Raw genomic sequence first — 14,974 nt, forward strand, 5'->3', positions numbered from 1 at the left:
CGGACCCCGCGCCCGAAAAGGGCTCGCGGTCCGGGGGGCAGCTTTCGGACCTCCCGCCGGAAAAGGGCTCGCGGCGGGTCTCGCGACACCGCTAGGGTCGGGCGCTTTGGTGTCGCCGCTCCCGTCCGGCGTCACCGGGCGAAGGGGGAGACGTGCGGCTGTATGCGGTCGTTGCCGTCGGTGGGTTCCGGCGCTATGCGACGTACCGGGTGGCGACGGTGGCAGGAGTGTTCACCAACACCGTCTTCGGCTTCATCATGGCGTACACCTATATCGCCCTCTGGGACCAGCGCCCCCACCTCGGCGGATACGACGTCTCCCAGGCCCTGACCTTCGTGTGGCTCGGCCAGGCGCTGCTGATGACCTGCGCCATGATGGGCGGCGGCTTCGAGGACGAGATGATCGAACGCATCCGCACCGGCGACATCGCGATCGACCTCTACCGGCCCGCCGACCTCCAACTGTGGTGGCTCGCGGGCGACCTGGGCCGGGCCGCCTTCCATCTGATGGGCCGCGGCATCGTCCCCATGATCCTCGGCGCGCTCGCCTTCGACCTGGCGCTGCCGGTCTCCCCGCTGACCTGGATCGCCTTCCTCGTCTCGGTGACGCTCGGCGTGGTCGTGAGCTTCGCCCTGCGCTTCCTGGTCGCCCTCTCCGCGTTCTGGCTGATGGACGGCGCCGGCGTCATCCAGATCTGCTGGCTCGCGGGCCTGTTCTTCTCCGGGATGCTGCTGCCGCTCAACCTCTTCCCCGGCACGCTCGGCGACATCGCCCGGGCCCTGCCCTGGTCCTCGCTCCTCCAGGTTCCCGCCGATGTCTTCCTCGGCAAGCACACCGGCTGGGGACTGCTGGGCGCCTACGCCTTCCAGTGCGGCTGGGCCGTGGCGCTGCTCGGTGCCGGGCGCGTCCTCCAGTCCGTCGCGACCCGCAGGGTGGTGGTCCAGGGTGGTTGAGACGCTCACCGCCGGACTGCGGACCTACCGCATGATCGCCGCGATGTGGATCCGCTCCACGATGACCTACCGCACGTCCTTCCTGCTGACCGCCTTCGGGAACCTCGCGGCCACCGCCTTCGACTTCGTCACGATCCTGCTGATGTTCTCGCACGTCGACGCGCTGGGCGGCTACTCCCTGGGCGAGATCGCCCTCCTGTACGGGGCGACCGGCACCGCCTTCGGAATCGCCGACCTCGTGATGGGCTCCATGGACCGCCTCGGCCGCCGGGTGCGCGACGGCACGCTCGATGTCCTCCTGGTACGCCCCGCGCCGGTGCTCGCCCAGGTCGCGGCCGACCGGTTCGCACTGCGCCGCCTCGGCCGGATCACCCAGGGCCTGCTGGTCCTCGGCTACGGACTGCTGACCGTGGATGTCGACTGGACGCCTCTGCGGATCCTGATGGTGCCGATGATGCTGCTCAGCGGCGCGGCCATCTTCTCCTCGGTCTTCGTGGCGGGAGGCGCCTTCCAGTTCTGGGCGCAGGACGCGTCCGAGGTGCAGAACTCGTTCACGTACGGCGGCAACACCCTGCTGCAGTATCCGCCGACGCTCTTCGCCAAGGACCTGGTGCGCGGGGTGACCTTCGTGGTGCCCCTCGCCTTCGTCAACTGGCTGCCCGCGCTGTATGTGCTGGGGCGGCCCTATCCGCTCGACCTGCCCCACTGGCTCGCCTTCCTGCCACCGGTGGTCGCCGCCGTGTGCTGCCGGCTGGCGGGGTTCGCGTGGCGGGTCGGGCTCCGTTCGTACCGGAGCACAGGGAGCTGAACTGTGGAGCACGCAGAGACCGCGGAGAGCACGAACACGGCGGAGACCACGGCGACCTCGGCGACTGCCGGGACCACGGCGATCGCCGAGACCGCCGCCTTCATCGAACTCGACGGCATCGAGAAGGTCTTCGACGTCCGCCGCAAGGCAGGCCGGCTGCGCCGGGTGAAGCACCAGGTGCGGGCCGTCGACGGGATCAGCTTCCGGGTGCCGCGCGGCGAGATGGTCGGCTACATCGGGCCGAACGGCGCCGGCAAGTCCACCACCATCAAGATGCTCACCGGCATCCTCACCCCCAGCGCCGGACGGCTGCGGGTCGCCGGCATCGACCCCTCCCGCGAGCGCACCCGGCTCGCCCAGCGGATCGGCGTCGTCTTCGGCCAGCGCACCACCCTGTGGTGGGACCTCCCGCTGAAGGACTCGTACCGGCTCGTGCACCGGATGTACCGCGTACCCGACCGGCGCTTTCGCGACAATCTCGACCGCTGCGTCGAACTCCTGGACCTGGCCGACCTCCTGGACGTCCCCGTACGCCAGCTCTCCCTCGGCCAGCGCATGCGCGGCGACATCGCCGCCGCTCTGCTGCACGATCCCGAGGTGCTCTACCTCGACGAGCCGACCATCGGGCTCGACGTGATCTCCAAGGCGAAGGTCCGTGAGTTCCTGCTCGACCTGAACGCCGAGCGCGGCACCACCGTCCTGCTGACCACCCACGATCTGACGGACATCGAGCAGCTGTGCAAGCGCGTGATGGTCATCGACCACGGCCGGCTGATGTACGACGGAGCGCTCGCCGGGCTGCACGAGATCGGCGAGAGCGAGCGGACGCTGGTGGTCGACCTGGAGCGCGAACTGCCGCCGGTGGAGCTGGAATCGGCTCGTACCGTCAAGGTCGAGGGACCCCGCCAGTGGCTGGCGTTCCCCGCGTCCCAGTCGGCCGCGCCGCTGGTGGCCGCGCTCGCCGACAAGTACCCCGTGGTCGATCTGTCGGTCCGCGAGCCGGACATCGAGGCCGTGATCGCCAAAATGTATGCCGAGCGCCCGGGCTTGTAGCCCCAGCGCTGGGAGCCGGGCGCCGCGCTGGATATTCTGCCCGCATGAGCGAACTCCCTGAGATGCGCGCCTCCGACGCCGAGCGCGAACGGATTGCCGAACGGCTCCGAGACGCGGTGGCGGAGGGGCGGCTGGACATGGAGGAGTTCGAGGAACGCCTCGACGCCACCTACAAGGCCCGTACGCACGGTGAGCTGGTGCCCCTGGTCAGCGACCTCCCGCTGACGGGCGCCCCCACCGTGGCTCCGGTGGCGGCGGGCTCCGGACGGTGGGCCGACCGCATCGGTGGGCCCGCGACCTCCAAGGGAGCGTTCGCGTTCTGGGGCGGCTTCAGCCGCAAGGGCACCTGGACGGTCCCGCGGCTGTTCACCAGCTTCACGATGATGGGTGGCGGCGAACTCGACCTGCGTGAGGCGCGGTTCGAGGACCGGGAGACCGTGATCCGCTGCTTCGCCATCATGGGCGGGGTCCACATCGTCGTACCGCCCGACCTGAACGTCGAGGTCAACGGCATCGGCTTCATGGGCGGTTTCGGCGAGGAGGGCGACGGCGAGTCGGAGCCGGACCCGACGGCACCGCGCGTACGGATCACCGGCTTCGCGCTGATGGGCGGGGTGGGCGTCGAGCGCAAGCTCCGCAAGGCCGAGAAGCAGCGCCTCAAGGCGGAACGCGCGGCGGAGCGGGAGCGCCTGGAGCAGGGCGGCGAGAGCGGCCGGCTGAAGAAGGGCGACGGGGGCGGCCGCAAGGAACTGGGCTGATTCCTCCGGGAGTTGGGTTCGATCGGGGGCCGGGTCCGGCGCGCTGAGTCGCCGCCGAGCCCCGTCGTCCGGTGGAGCTGAGTCGCGGCTGACGTCCTGACGGTGCCGGCGGGTCTCCGGGCCGGGAGCCGGGCGCGTCCACGGTCGTGACGCGCCCCCTCGACGGGACATGTACCCGTCGAGCGGCCCCCGACCGATGCTGCGCGGATCAGCCCGTGCGGCCCGGCGTCTCACAGCCGCGCCGGGTCCACCGCCGTCGCCATGCGTGCGAAGCCCGCGTCGCTCGGGTGCAGATGGTCCCCCGAGTCGTACCGCGGCAGCAGCCGTCCCGGTGCGTACGGATCCCGCAGCGCCCGGTCGAAGTCCACCACCCCGTCGAAGATCCGCCCGCCGCGGACGGCGGCGTTGATGTCCTGCCGTGCCTCCTGCACGGCGCGGGTGCAGCGGTCGTGTCCCGCGCAGGGCAGCAGGGTCGCCCCCAGGACCCGCAGATCGCGCGCCTGTGCCCGGCGGGCCAGCTGGGTGAGTCCTGCCGTGACCGAGGCCGCGTCCGGCTCGTAGGAGGCCCGCAGCAGGTCGTTGATGCCGATCGCGACGATCACGGTCCGGACGCCGGGGCGCGCGAGCACATCGCGGTCGAAGCGGGCGAGTGCGCTGGGGCCGCGCCCTTCGAGCAGGAGCCGGTTGCCGCTGATGCCCTGGTTGATCACGGCGAACTGCTCGGTGCCGTGGGCGTTCAGCCGCTCGAAGAGCCGGTCGGGCCAGCGGCGGTTGGTGTCGATGGTGGAGGTCACCCCGTCGGTGATCGAGTCCCCGATGGTGACCACGGCGCCCCGGACGTCCTGCGTCAGCACGTCGACGGCGGTCAGATGCCGCCAGGCGAAGGTCTGCTCGGTGTAGGTGTCGCCGGAGACGTCGTCCGTACGGTCGCCGTCGGCGAGGTACGAGGTCTGCCGTGCCCGCGGGTGGAGGGTGACCGGCCCGTCGGCCGGTGTGTGGATGCTGACCAGCAGATCGCCGTCGTACGGGATTCCCAGCGTGACCGGGTCGCTGACGAACTGCCCGCCCGGGGCGATCGTGACGGCCTCCGCCTTGCGGAACGTCACCCGCCGCAGGGTGCCGGGGACGGCCGCGGCGGTCGTGCCCGCGCGCAGCGCGAGGGAGACCCGGGCGATGTGCAGCGGCTCGCGTCCGGCGAGGTTGGAGAGCGTGAGCCGGGCGGCGGATCCGCCGATACTGGTGTGGACGACGTTGCGTACGGACCGGTCGCCGCGGGCGGTGTCCTGGAGGTCGGCCTGCACGGGCGCGGCGGCCCAGGTCCCGACCCAGACGGCGGGTGAGCCCACGGCCGTCCGGACGGCCGTGCGGCCCTGGGCTGCCTCGACTCCGAGGTATATCGCGCTGCAGATGAGGACGATGACGGCGGTGACGCCGGCGAGAGTCGCGTATCCGCGACGCATGTTCATGAACACATCATCCGATATGGCGTGGGAACTCGTGATGCGCCCCAGGAGTACCTGGGGTAGGGACTATGCGTACGGGGTGCGCGCGGACGGGTGGAGCGGATGAACCACACAGAGCGAGATGGACCGGACGATCCGGAGAAGACGCAGGCCACTGCGGCTGCGGGCGGCGAGGACGCCCGCGCGCGGCGGCCTGGGCGGGCCGCCGGGCCGGGGGATGGGGGCGGCGCGGGGCAAAAGGAGCGTACGGCTGGTGCGGGCGGCGCGATCGGGGGCGCAAAGGCTTCCCCGGGCGCCGCGACGAGTTCGGGGGGCTCGGCGGAGAGGGCCCCGCGCTCCGCGGATCAGGCGGAAGGAGCGGCGGGCTCGGCGGACGGGCCGGCGGGTTCGGACGGTGCGGCGGCCTCCGCGGGCTCGGCGTCGGGCTCTTCGCGCGCCGCTCCGGGCTCGGACGGCTCCGTGGTGGGTTCTTCGAGCGACGACGCGACGACCTCCGGGCGGGCCTCCCGAGCGACCTCCGGGGCGGGGGCTGCGCCGGGCCGCGGCGCCCGGGGCGCCCGTACCCGGACCACGCTCCCCGGATTCGCGTACACCGAGGCCGACGAGGAGAAGCAGCGCGGCGTACGGCGCATGAAGCTCACCGCGCTCGGGCTGCTGGTCTTCGTCGCGATCGTCTTCGCTCTCGCCACCTGGGCGGGCAAGGCCGGCGCCGGCCCCTGGACCGGCTATGTCGCCGCCGCGGCGGAGGCCGGCATGGTCGGTGCCCTCGCCGACTGGTTCGCCGTCACCGCCCTGTTCCGCCACCCGCTCGGCATCCCCATCCCGCACACCGCGATCATCCCCAACAAGAAGGACCAGCTCGGCGCCTCGCTCGGCTCCTTCGTCGGCGAGAACTTCCTCTCCGGGGACGTCGTACGTGCCCGTCTGCGCGCCCTCGGTATCGGTGGCCGCCTCGGCTCCTGGCTCGCCGAGCCCGCCCACGCCGACCGCGTCACCGCCGAGCTCTCCACCGCGCTGCGCGGCGCGCTCACCGTCCTGCGGGACTCCGACGTCCAGGCCGTCGTCGGCGAGGCGATCACCCGGCGCGCGGACAACGCCGAGATCGCGCCCGGCGTCGGCAAGACCCTCCAGAAGGTGGTGGCGGACGGCGCCCACCACCGCGCCGTCGACCTCGTCTGCGCCCGTGCGCACGACTGGCTGGTCCTGCACTCGGACTCCGTGATGGACGCCGTCGAGGGCGGCGCCCCCGGCTGGACCCCGCGGTTCGTGGACCGGAAGGTCGGCGAGCGGGTGTACCGGGAGCTGCTGCGGTTCGTGACCGAGATGCGGGACATGCCCGGCCACCCGGCCCGCGGCGCGATCGACCGCTTCCTGACGGACTTCGCCGCGGACCTCCAGTCGGACACGGACACCCGCGCCCGCGTGGAGCGGATGAAGTCGGACCTGCTGGCCCGCTCCGAGGTCCAGGACGTGATCGCGTCGGCGTGGTCCTCCGTACGCGCCATGATCATGTCGGCGGCCGAGGACGACCGCAGCGAGCTGCGGCTGCGGGCCCGCTCCTCGCTGCTGTCCCTGGGGGCGCGCCTCGCCTCCGACGGCCGGCTCCAGTCGAAGCTGGAGGGGTGGATCGAGGACGCGGCGGTGTACGTGGTGACGACGTACCGCGCCGAGATCACCTCACTGATCTCGGACACCGTCGCGAGCTGGGACGCCGAGCACACCTCGCGCAAGATCGAGGCGCACATCGGAAGGGACCTTCAGTTCATCCGGATCAACGGCACGGTCGTCGGTGCGCTCGCCGGGCTGCTGATCTACACCGTGGCACACGCGCTGGGCGGGTGACGGGCCCCTTCCTGACCCGTCACCCGCCCAGACACTCAGGGGAGGTGTGAGGGAGTACGGACGGCGGGGCGGATGTGTTCAACGCCCGCCGGACGGCTCCGCGACCGGACCGCCGTACGCCCACCGCGCCTCCCTCACCGGGCCGTCGCGCCCCGGTTTTCGCACTGGCTCCCTGTCAGTGGAAGAGCTGCCCGCGGACCGCGCCGTCGGCGAACTCGGCGGTGTGGATGTTGGAGTAGTAGTTGCGCGGGTTGGCGCGGACGCGCTGGACGACGTCCGGGTTCTGGCCCGTGATCCTGCCGGAGACGGCGAAGATCCCGTCCGGCACGGGCCGGTTGAAGAAGTCGAAGACGACGTCGCCGTTCTTGCCGAACGCGCCCTTGTGGATGTGCCCCTTGGTCGGGCTCTTGAGGTTGATCCAGGCCAGCGAGTAGTCGACGTCCGTGCCCTTGGGGTGGATGAACGTCACCGCGTGCCCGTCCGGGTCGCCGACCTTGGAGGCGTCGTTCTTCGGCACTTCCTGGGCCCCGTTGGACAGCGCCCGCAGCTTGCCGCCCTTGATGATGTCGAGCGGGTTGATGTTCTTGTGCAGCGGCTTGAGCTGCCCCCGTACGGCACCGCCCGGGAACTCGGCGCTGTGCAGGTTCACGTAGAAGCCCGCGGGGTGGTTACGGATGTCGCGCGCCAACTTGGCGTCCGTCAGGGCCACCTGCCCGGCCGCGGAGTGTACGGAGTCGGGCATCGCCGTACCGAACAGCGGCACCTTGACCTCGCCGTTCTTCCCGGCCGCACCCTGGTGGATGTGCCCGAGGCTCGGCACGAAGCCCTTCCACCGGAGGGCGAAGGTGACCCGGTCGCCCTTCACCTTCACCAGCGCGACGGCCTTGCCGTCCGGGTCGTTGACCGCGGGCCCGCCCGCGACGGGCACCTCGTCGGCGCCCGACAGCTCGACGGCGAAGGTGAGGGCGCGTCCCGTGGACGGCTTGGTGAACGTGCTCGCCGCGCTGCTGCTTCCGCCCTGCTGCGTGCCGTGTCCGTTGCCGTGGCCGCCCCCGTGAGCGATTGCGGGAGTAACACCCGCAACACCGAGCACCATTGCACTTGCCGCCACAGAAATGAATCGCTTGTTCATTGTTCTTGTTCCTCCCGTTGAGGCCGACTGGTCGGGTCGGTCGCATGGAGGTACGCGTCTCCGGCGCGGGTTGTTCAACGCGAAATTTCTGCAATTCAGTTGAACCACCGATCAGTTGCCGCCGTACAACCGGGCAGACCACGGCACACCCAACAACCGGGGGAACAACCATGAGCAGGAACCGCTTCACCATGCCCGCCGCCGTCTCCGCTGCCGCGCTCGCGCTGCTCACGCTCAGCGCGTGCGGCGGTTCGGACGGGGCGTCGGATCCGGAGCCGGGCGCGGCGGCCGGGGGCGCCGCGAAGCCCGCGGCGGGCGCCGTCATCAAGATCGCGGACTCGCCGGTCGGCAAGATCCTCGTCGACGAATCGGGCCGTACGCTGTATGGATTCACCAAGGACAAGCCCGGAAGCAGCGGGTGCGACGCCGACTGCATCGCGGTCTGGCCGGCCCTCACCTCCGCCAAGGACGTCACCCCGGGCACCGGCGTGCAGCCGGACCTCCTCAAGGAGGCGAAGCTCGGCGAGGGGGCCGAGCAGGCGGTGTACGGGGACTGGCCGTTGTACTACTACGTCGGCGACGCGACCGCCGGAGACGTCAACGGGCAGGGCCTGGACGGCGAGTGGTTCGTGGTCGCGGCGGACGGAAAGCTCGTCAAGAAGGCGGTCTGATACGAGAAACTCATCATTCCGTTACAGAATCCGGACCTGATGAATTCCCGAATGCGGGGGAATGCTTTGGGAATTCGTTCCACCCCATGAACCTGCGGCGGCCGGGTCGTCCCTCCCGGCCGCCGCAGCCCTGCCCATTCCCGGTGGCCGGAGGCCGACATCCCCCGCCGCTGACGGCCACCGGGAATGCGGCGCGGCAATCGTCCTCACTCGCAGGCGACGCCGTCGCCGTCCCGGTCGAGGTGGCGCCCGTAGCCGGGGTCACCGGTACGGATGGGCGCGGCACCCGCGGCCCGCACCTCGGAGCAGTTGGCGTACGAGACACTGCCGCCTCCACCGCCCGTGGAGCCGCCCCCGGAACTCCCGCCGGACGAACCGCCCCCGCCGGAGTACGGCTCACACCCCACGCCGTCACCGTCCCGGTCCAGATGGCGTCCGTAGCCCGGGTCGCCGACCTCGACGGGCGCGGCACCGGCGGCCTCGGCGGCGGCGCAGTTGGCATACAACGTCGCCGGCACGGCGGGCTTCTTGGGCGCGGCGGGCTTCGCCGGCGGCGCGGGCGCGTCCACGGTGATCCGCACCACGGCGGTCCCGGACACGGCCTCGCTCCCGGTCACATCCACCTTGTACGTGAAGGTGTCCTCGCCGTCGTACCCGGCAACTGCCTTGTACACGATGGTGTTGCCGTCGACGGTGGCGGTGCCATGGGCGGGAGGCGAGTCCACGGTGACGGCGAAGGTCTCGTCGTCGAGGACCATCTGCACATTTCCGCTGGTCCCGCTGCCGAGGGTGACGGTGTCGTTCTGGAGCACTTGGACGACGATCTCCTCATCGCCGGCGCTCTCCTGGTCGTCGACGAGCTCGAGCAGAGCCTTGGCGGAGGGCGCAGGCTCGGCGGCCGCGGACGCGCTCGCGACCTGCTCGGCGGCGGGCTCGGCGTCCTGAGCACTCTCACCCCCACACCCGGCGACCCCCACCACCGCCATCACGACACCAACTGCGGCCACGGCGATGCGCCCCTGCGTACGTATCCGAGTCATGTGCCCCCCAAGGCTGACGGATCCGGACTGAGGGGCCTGAGCATTTCATTCCGGTTAACGGGTGATGGGGTAAGTGGGGATGTTTGTGGCTGAGTTGTGATGGGGGTGTGCGGGGGGTGACGGTGGGTGACTGTGGATACGGCGAAGGGGGGTGGGGGTGCCGTGGCGGGTGCCTCTGCAGGCGTGAGGGGCGCGGCGCGGCGTTGAGGGCTCGATGGCGGCTATGCCTGCAACGCCCTCGATGTGGCGTGTCGCTGCATACCACCAGGCGACTCGGTGTTCTTGCCCTCGGCTCGCGGGCCGGTGCGCCAGGGGAGTGTGTTCTCGGGTCCCGAGGTCAGGGGCTGTCGAAGGCTCGCGATACGCGTGGTTCCACGTCATGCCGCCGGAGGAGCTGCTCGATGATCGTGTAGGTGCTTGGTGCTTGGTGCTTGGTGCTTGGTGCTGACCGCTGAGCCCTCGTCCATCGGCCACGACTCCTGTCGGGATGATGCTGTTCGGGCTGGTTGGGGCCCGTGCTCTCTGCTGCTCAAGCGGGTGGGGGTGACTGTGATTGCTTGGCCATGGCGATGATCGCGGCCACAGCGCTGGGATCTTCGTGCTCCCAGAACCGAAGGACTCGCCAACCCGCCGTCTGTAGTTGCCTGTTCGTCTCCAGATCGCGGGCCATGTTTCTGTCGAGCTTCTCCCGCCACCATGCTGCGTTGGCCTTTGGCTGTGTGGCGTGCTCGGGGCAGCCGTGCCAGAAGCAGCCGTCCAGGAAGACCGCGACCTTGGCGCCCGGGAATGCGATGTCGATCGTCCGGCGTGGCATGCCAGGAACGCCGACGTGGAGGCGGTACCGAAGTCCAGCCGCATGCAGGATCTTGCGTACCGCCATCTCCGGTGTGGTGTTCCGGCTGGTCTGGCGGCTCATGCGTGCGGACACGGTCGGTGAGGACGGCTTTGCTGCGGTCATGGCCTTCCTACTCACCTCGTGTACCAAGGCTGGGACGGAACGAGCCGACTTGGACGCCCTGAACGTCCGCCCATTCGATGGTACGAGAAGCCTGCGGGCGAAAGCCTGACTGTCGACCCACGCTCAGAACTCCAGCGCCCCGTGACACCCCCTGTACGCCCTCCCCGACCCGCACCAGCAGTCCGCCCCCTTCGCCGGCGGCCACGCCATCGCCTTGCCCCTCGCCGCCAGCGTCGTCGCGTACTGCGGGAGCAGGTCCGCGTTCGACGGGGAGGACTGTTCCGAGGCCGCGAACGCCTCGTAGGACGGGACCGTCGCCGTCACGATGCCCAGGTTGGCCGTGCCCGTGGAGGACAGATCGCGGAGCGAGGCCTCGATGTCCGTCAGGTGGGCCGTGTGGGTCGGGTACTCGGATTCGAGTTCGGGGTACGCCGTCAGGAGTTCCGACAGTTCGCCCTCCGGCCAGTGGAGCACCGCCACCGGGAAGGGGCGGGACAGGGCCGAGCGGTAGGAGCCCAGTTCCGAGCGGAGGCGGGCGATTTCGGCCTGGAGTTCGGCCGGGTTGTTCGAGCCCAGGGCCCACAGGCGGTTCGGGTCGTGGAGTTCGTCCAGGGAGATCGACGCGTGGGCCGTGTGGACCTTGTCCGCGAGCGCGTCCCAGTTGTCGTGGGCGCGGCCCAGCATGCGGCGCACGCGGTGGCGGCCGGTCAGCAGGGACTGGGTGTCGTAGGGGACGTCGTCGTCGCCGGGGGTGAGGAGCAGCGTGATCGCTGTGGTGAAGCAGTCGTGGGACGCCTCGAGCTCGTCGTGGGACTCCAGCGTCTCGGCGATGATCTCCCACGGGGCCGGGTCCGCGGGGGCCGCCGTGCGGATGCCGGTGATCAGGGCGCGGGCCTCGGCCTCGTGGCCGTACTCCCACAGGTTCGCCGCCTGGAGAGCCTTGACGAGCAGGGGGCGCTCGGGGCCGTCGGCGAGGAGGCGGTCGTAGAGGCTGGAGGCGCTTTCGCGGTCGCCGGCCAGTTCGAGGTGGGCCGCGGCCTGGAGCAGCAGCGACTCGTTGTCCTCGGGGTACTGCGTCGCGGTACGCAGCAGGCGCTCGGCTTCGGCGTTGTGATCGGCAGGCGTGTCGGGGCGCATGGGGGACACGGTACTGCCGTACGGGGGTTCGGCGGGGGGCACGTTCGCGTGATGGCGGACGTGCTGTGTACCACTCTGGTGACTTCGGCGATCAGCGCCTAACCTGCGCCCGTGCGGGAGCGGATACCGGTCGTGGTCCAGGGGCGCGGCTCGCGGAGGCGAGCCCGGTTCGCGGGTGCGCTGTGGGTCGTTGCCGAGATCACCGTCACACTCGGCGTCGTGGTGCTTCTGCTGGTGGTGCACCAGTTGTGGTGGACCAACCGGCAGGCTCGCGAGGGGGCCGAGCGCCGCGTTCACGCCCTGGAGCGTGAGTGGGACGCCTCCGTCGGTCAGGCCCCGGAGGTCGCGCCGTCCGGGGAGCCGCCGGGTGGCGAGGATCCGCCGGTCGCCGAGGGCGGGGGACGCGACCCCGGGCCTCGCGAACGGGAGTCCGTACGCCCGCCCGCGCCCCGCTGGGACCAGGCGTACGCCGTCCTGCGCATCCCGCGCCTCGGTGTCGTGGCCCCCGTCGCCCAAGGAATCAGCAAACAGGGCGTCCTGGACAAGGGGTACATCGGGCACTATCCCGGCACCGCACACCCCGGAGGCGGTGGCAACTTCGCCGTCGCCGGGCATCGCAACACCCACGGCGAGCCCTTCCGGCACATCGACCGGCTGCGCAAGGGGGACGAGATACGGGTCGAGACGCGGAGCGCGGTGTACGTGTACGCCGTCGACCGGGCCCTCACCCGGACGAGCCCCCGGGACACCGGCGTCATCCGGCCCGTTCCCCGCAGTCTCGTCACGCCGTCCGCCGGGTACAGCGCGCCCGGTTACTACCTGACCCTCACCACCTGCACCCCGGAGTACAGCTCCCGGTACCGGTTGATCGTCTGGGGGAAGCTCACGTCGATGCGGCCGCGTTAGCGCGTCACGACTAGGGTCCTGACGTGCTCAAGCGTCGTCCTCAACTGCTGTGGCTGCTCGTGCCGTACGTCCTGTTCGTCGGTGCGCTGCCGCTGGTCAACCGTGTGCGGCCCGTCGTGCTCGGGTTGCCGTTCCTCTTCGTCTGGCTGCTCGGGGCGACGCTGCTCACTCCGCTCGCCGTCTGGCTCGCCCGGCGGGGGGACCGCAGGTGAACGCCGCCGTCGCCACCTCGATCTTCGGCCTCTTCATGATCGGCACCGTCGCTCTCGGGCTCCTCGCCGTACGCGGGCGGGGCGGTGGGAGCGGCGGGCTCGCCGAGTGGTCCGTCGGCGGGCGCAGCCTCGGGGCCGTCTTCATCTGGGTGCTGATGGCCGGCGAGGGCTATACGAGTTTCAGCTATCTGGGGGCCGCGGGCTGGGGCTACAACTACGGCTCACCCGTGCTGTATGTGGTGGCGTACATGTCCTGCGGCTACGCCGTCGGTTACGTCGTCGGGCCCATGTTGTGGGCCTATGCCCGCAAGCACGGTCTGGTGGGGATCACCGATATGGTCGCCCACCGCTACGACCGGCCCTGGCTCGGTGCCCTGGTCGCCTTCCTCGCCACCGTCTTCCTGCTCCCCTACATCCAGCTCCAGATCACCGGCATGGGTGTCGTCGTCTCGACCATCTCCTACGGTGCCATCAGCCTCAACTGGGCCTACTTCCTGGCCTTCGCCGTCACCACCGGCTTCGTCGTGGTGAGCGGGCTGCGTGGCAGCGCCTGGGTGTCCGTCCTCAAGGACGTGCTCGTCATCGCGACCCTGGGCTTCCTCGCGATCTATGTGCCCCAGCACTACTTCGGAGGCTACGAGGAGTTCCTCGGGCGGCTCGTCGCGGAGAAGAGCGAGTGGCTGATGCTGCCCGGGCACGGGGGCGGCGGTTTCGGGGAGCTGTGGTTCGCCACCACAACCCTGCTCAACTCCCTGACCGTCGTGATCTTCCCGACCACCGTCGCCGGCTACCTCGGCGCGCGCAACGCCGACGCCCTGCGCCGCAACGCGATGTGGCTGCCCGCCTACAACGTCCTGCTCTTCGTGCCCATGCTCCTCGGCATGGCGGCCCTCTTCGTCGTGCCGGGACTCGTCGGCGCGGAGTCCAACCTGGCCCTCTTCGAACTCGTCGTGGACTCGCTGCCGGCCTGGGCGGTCGGGATCGTCGGGGTGGCGGCGGCGCTGTCGTCCATCGTGCCGATGGCGGTCTTCATGCTCGTCATCGGCACCATGTGGGGACGCAGCGTCCTCTCCCTGGTGCCCGCGCTGCGCGAGCGGCAGAAGGGTGCGGCCCAGATCGTCGTCGTGGCGGCCGGCGCGATCGCCCTGCTGCTGACGTACATCGCCCCCAACACGCTCGTACGGCTGTCCCTCATCTCGTACGAGGGGATGGCGCAGCTCCTGCCCATGCTGCTGCTCGGGCTGGTGTGGCGGCGGCTCACGTTCGCGGGTGCGCTGGCCGGTCTCGCCGTGGGGGTGACGATCGTGTGCGTGCTCGTCTTCACCGGGCGCGATCCGGTGTGGGGCATGAACGCGGGCATCGTCGCCCTCGCCGCGAATCTGGCGGTCGCGCTGGCAGGGACGTACGCGCGCCCGGCCGACCGTGATCCACGGCCCGACGGGGAGGTGCTCGCCGAGGATCCCCTCCCTGCGGCCGATCCCTCCCGCGAGGCGCATCCTGTATAACGGCTGGAAGGTGTCCCGAAGGTGTTCGGGCAGCAGAGCGAGGAAGTGAGGTGGGAGCACATGGACGGCCGCCGGCTGTCGCGATGGGTGCACCCCTCCGCGTTCGCGCTGTTCCTGCTCTTCGAGATCCTGATCGCCGACGGCAGCAGCCTCTCCGCCGCCGTCGCGCTCGCCGCGACCGCCACGGCCTCGGCCGGTTCGGCACTGGTCGTCTGTGCCCTCATCAGCGCGCGCTGCGTGCCGGCCGTGCCCGTCACCCGGGTGCGTACCGCTCTGCGTGACCGGCGGCGGCGCACCGCGTTCCTGCCGCAGCGGGATCCGGATGCACGGGGCCGCACCAGGCCCAGGGCTCCCGGGCGTCTCGTCCTGACGACCGCGTAGGGGCGCAACCGCTCGCCGCAGGCCCGCTCGCCGCCGGATCACTCGCTTCCGGGCTGTTTGCGTGCGACGGATCGCGCGCCGGACCGCCTGCGTGCGACTGGCGTGCGAACGGATCGTGCGCGCCGGATCGCTCGAGCGATGGACCGCTCGCGCCG

General features: G+C 70.8%; 15 protein-coding genes. 10 read left to right on the plus strand and 5 right to left on the minus strand.

The window, feature by feature from the left end:
• Positions 1 to 152: 152 nt before the first annotated feature.
• The 4 genes from RPQ07_RS23340 to RPQ07_RS23355 all read left to right on the plus strand — a co-directional run bounded on the left by RPQ07_RS23340 (position 153) and on the right by RPQ07_RS23355 (position 3,572).
• Positions 153 to 953 (plus strand): ABC transporter permease, encoded by an 801-nt coding sequence (locus RPQ07_RS23340; protein ID WP_313946127.1) that lies wholly within the window; start codon positions 153 to 155, stop codon positions 951 to 953.
• Between the two features lie 31 nt (positions 954 to 984).
• On the plus strand, positions 985 to 1,761 hold the full coding sequence (locus RPQ07_RS23345) for an ABC transporter permease (protein ID WP_391847026.1): 777 nt from the start codon (positions 985 to 987) through the stop codon (positions 1,759 to 1,761).
• Between the two features lie 81 nt (positions 1,762 to 1,842).
• Positions 1,843 to 2,814 carry an ATP-binding cassette domain-containing protein gene (locus RPQ07_RS23350; protein WP_313948993.1) on the plus strand — a complete coding sequence of 324 codons (972 nt, stop codon included), beginning with the start codon at positions 1,843 to 1,845 and terminating at the stop codon, positions 2,812 to 2,814.
• Between the two features lie 62 nt (positions 2,815 to 2,876).
• Positions 2,877 to 3,572 (plus strand): DUF1707 SHOCT-like domain-containing protein, encoded by a 696-nt coding sequence (locus tag RPQ07_RS23355; RefSeq protein WP_413777847.1) that lies wholly within the window; start codon positions 2,877 to 2,879, stop codon positions 3,570 to 3,572.
• Positions 3,573 to 3,802: 230 nt separating this feature from the next.
• Here the strand turns inward: RPQ07_RS23355 and RPQ07_RS23360 are convergent, their stop codons facing one another.
• Positions 3,803 to 5,038, minus strand: coding sequence for a GDSL-type esterase/lipase family protein (locus RPQ07_RS23360; RefSeq protein WP_313946130.1), 1,236 nt, complete (start codon positions 5,036 to 5,038; stop codon positions 3,803 to 3,805).
• A gap of 459 nt (positions 5,039 to 5,497) precedes the next feature.
• Here RPQ07_RS23360 and RPQ07_RS23365 point away from each other — a divergent pair, with 459 nt between their 5' ends.
• A complete protein-coding gene (locus tag RPQ07_RS23365) occupies positions 5,498 to 6,877 on the plus strand; it encodes a DUF445 domain-containing protein (protein WP_413777848.1) in 1,380 nt (459 codons plus the stop codon).
• Between the two features lie 175 nt (positions 6,878 to 7,052).
• Here RPQ07_RS23365 and RPQ07_RS23370 read toward each other — a convergent pair whose 3' ends face one another.
• Positions 7,053 to 8,009 (minus strand): CHRD domain-containing protein, encoded by a 957-nt coding sequence (locus RPQ07_RS23370; protein WP_313946132.1) that lies wholly within the window; start codon positions 8,007 to 8,009, stop codon positions 7,053 to 7,055.
• A 170-nt stretch (positions 8,010 to 8,179) separates the two neighbouring features.
• Here RPQ07_RS23370 and RPQ07_RS23375 point away from each other — a divergent pair, with 170 nt between their 5' ends.
• On the plus strand, positions 8,180 to 8,680 hold the full coding sequence (locus RPQ07_RS23375; protein ID WP_313946133.1) for a hypothetical protein: 501 nt from the start codon (positions 8,180 to 8,182) through the stop codon (positions 8,678 to 8,680).
• A 206-nt stretch (positions 8,681 to 8,886) separates the two neighbouring features.
• Here the strand turns inward: RPQ07_RS23375 and RPQ07_RS23380 are convergent, their stop codons facing one another.
• The 3 genes from RPQ07_RS23380 to RPQ07_RS23390 form a co-directional block, all read right to left on the minus strand.
• Entirely contained in the window at positions 8,887 to 9,720 is an 834-nt protein-coding gene (locus RPQ07_RS23380) for an excalibur calcium-binding domain-containing protein (protein ID WP_313946134.1), read from the minus strand.
• A 529-nt stretch (positions 9,721 to 10,249) separates the two neighbouring features.
• Complete coding sequence (locus RPQ07_RS23385; RefSeq protein ID WP_313946135.1) at positions 10,250 to 10,678, minus strand: very short patch repair endonuclease; 429 nt, start codon at positions 10,676 to 10,678, stop codon at positions 10,250 to 10,252.
• Between the two features lie 123 nt (positions 10,679 to 10,801).
• Complete coding sequence (locus tag RPQ07_RS23390; protein ID WP_313946136.1) at positions 10,802 to 11,815, minus strand: SEC-C domain-containing protein; 1,014 nt, start codon at positions 11,813 to 11,815, stop codon at positions 10,802 to 10,804.
• Between the two features lie 111 nt (positions 11,816 to 11,926).
• Here RPQ07_RS23390 and RPQ07_RS23395 point away from each other — a divergent pair, with 111 nt between their 5' ends.
• From RPQ07_RS23395 to RPQ07_RS23410, 4 genes are read left to right on the plus strand one after another with little or no spacing between them, the layout of a single operon-like run.
• Positions 11,927 to 12,721, plus strand: a complete 795-nt coding sequence (locus RPQ07_RS23395; RefSeq protein ID WP_313946137.1) for a class E sortase — start codon at positions 11,927 to 11,929, stop codon at positions 12,719 to 12,721.
• A 53-nt stretch (positions 12,722 to 12,774) separates the two neighbouring features.
• Positions 12,775 to 12,933: a DUF3311 domain-containing protein gene (locus tag RPQ07_RS23400; protein WP_313948994.1), complete on the plus strand. Its 159-nt coding sequence runs from the start codon at positions 12,775 to 12,777 to the stop codon at positions 12,931 to 12,933.
• Positions 12,930 to 14,438 (plus strand): sodium:solute symporter family protein, encoded by a 1,509-nt coding sequence (locus RPQ07_RS23405; protein ID WP_313946138.1) that lies wholly within the window; start codon positions 12,930 to 12,932, stop codon positions 14,436 to 14,438. The genes RPQ07_RS23400 and RPQ07_RS23405 overlap by 4 nt, the downstream gene beginning before the upstream one ends.
• 60 nt (positions 14,439 to 14,498) lie before the next feature.
• Positions 14,499 to 14,819, plus strand: a complete 321-nt coding sequence (locus tag RPQ07_RS23410; RefSeq protein ID WP_313948995.1) for a DUF6412 domain-containing protein — start codon at positions 14,499 to 14,501, stop codon at positions 14,817 to 14,819.
• Positions 14,820 to 14,974: the final 155 nt, after the last annotated feature.

The organism is Streptomyces sp. AM8-1-1, from assembly GCF_032229325.1.
GTDB classification, from domain to species: Bacteria; Actinomycetota; Actinomycetes; order Streptomycetales; family Streptomycetaceae; genus Streptomyces; species Streptomyces achmelvichensis.

Excerpts from the sequence above, each read along its gene's own strand:
- RPQ07_RS23385 (WP_313946135.1), bottom strand. The coding sequence starts at position 10,678 with ATGACCGCAGCAAAGCCGTCCTCACCGACCGTGTCCGCACGCATGAGC.
- RPQ07_RS23370 (WP_313946132.1), bottom strand. The coding sequence starts at position 8,009 with ATGAACAAGCGATTCATTTCTGTGGCGGCAAGTGCAATGGTGCTCGGT.
- RPQ07_RS23410 (WP_313948995.1), top strand. The coding sequence starts at position 14,499 with ATGGACGGCCGCCGGCTGTCGCGATGGGTGCACCCCTCCGCGTTCGCG.
- RPQ07_RS23355 (WP_413777847.1), top strand. The coding sequence starts at position 2,877 with ATGCGCGCCTCCGACGCCGAGCGCGAACGGATTGCCGAACGGCTCCGA.
- RPQ07_RS23375 (WP_313946133.1), top strand. The coding sequence starts at position 8,180 with ATGAGCAGGAACCGCTTCACCATGCCCGCCGCCGTCTCCGCTGCCGCG.
- RPQ07_RS23380 (WP_313946134.1), bottom strand. The coding sequence starts at position 9,720 with ATGACTCGGATACGTACGCAGGGGCGCATCGCCGTGGCCGCAGTTGGT.
- RPQ07_RS23360 (WP_313946130.1), bottom strand. The coding sequence starts at position 5,038 with ATGAACATGCGTCGCGGATACGCGACTCTCGCCGGCGTCACCGCCGTC.
- RPQ07_RS23345 (WP_391847026.1), top strand. The coding sequence starts at position 985 with ATGATCGCCGCGATGTGGATCCGCTCCACGATGACCTACCGCACGTCC.
- RPQ07_RS23390 (WP_313946136.1), bottom strand. The coding sequence starts at position 11,815 with ATGCGCCCCGACACGCCTGCCGATCACAACGCCGAAGCCGAGCGCCTG.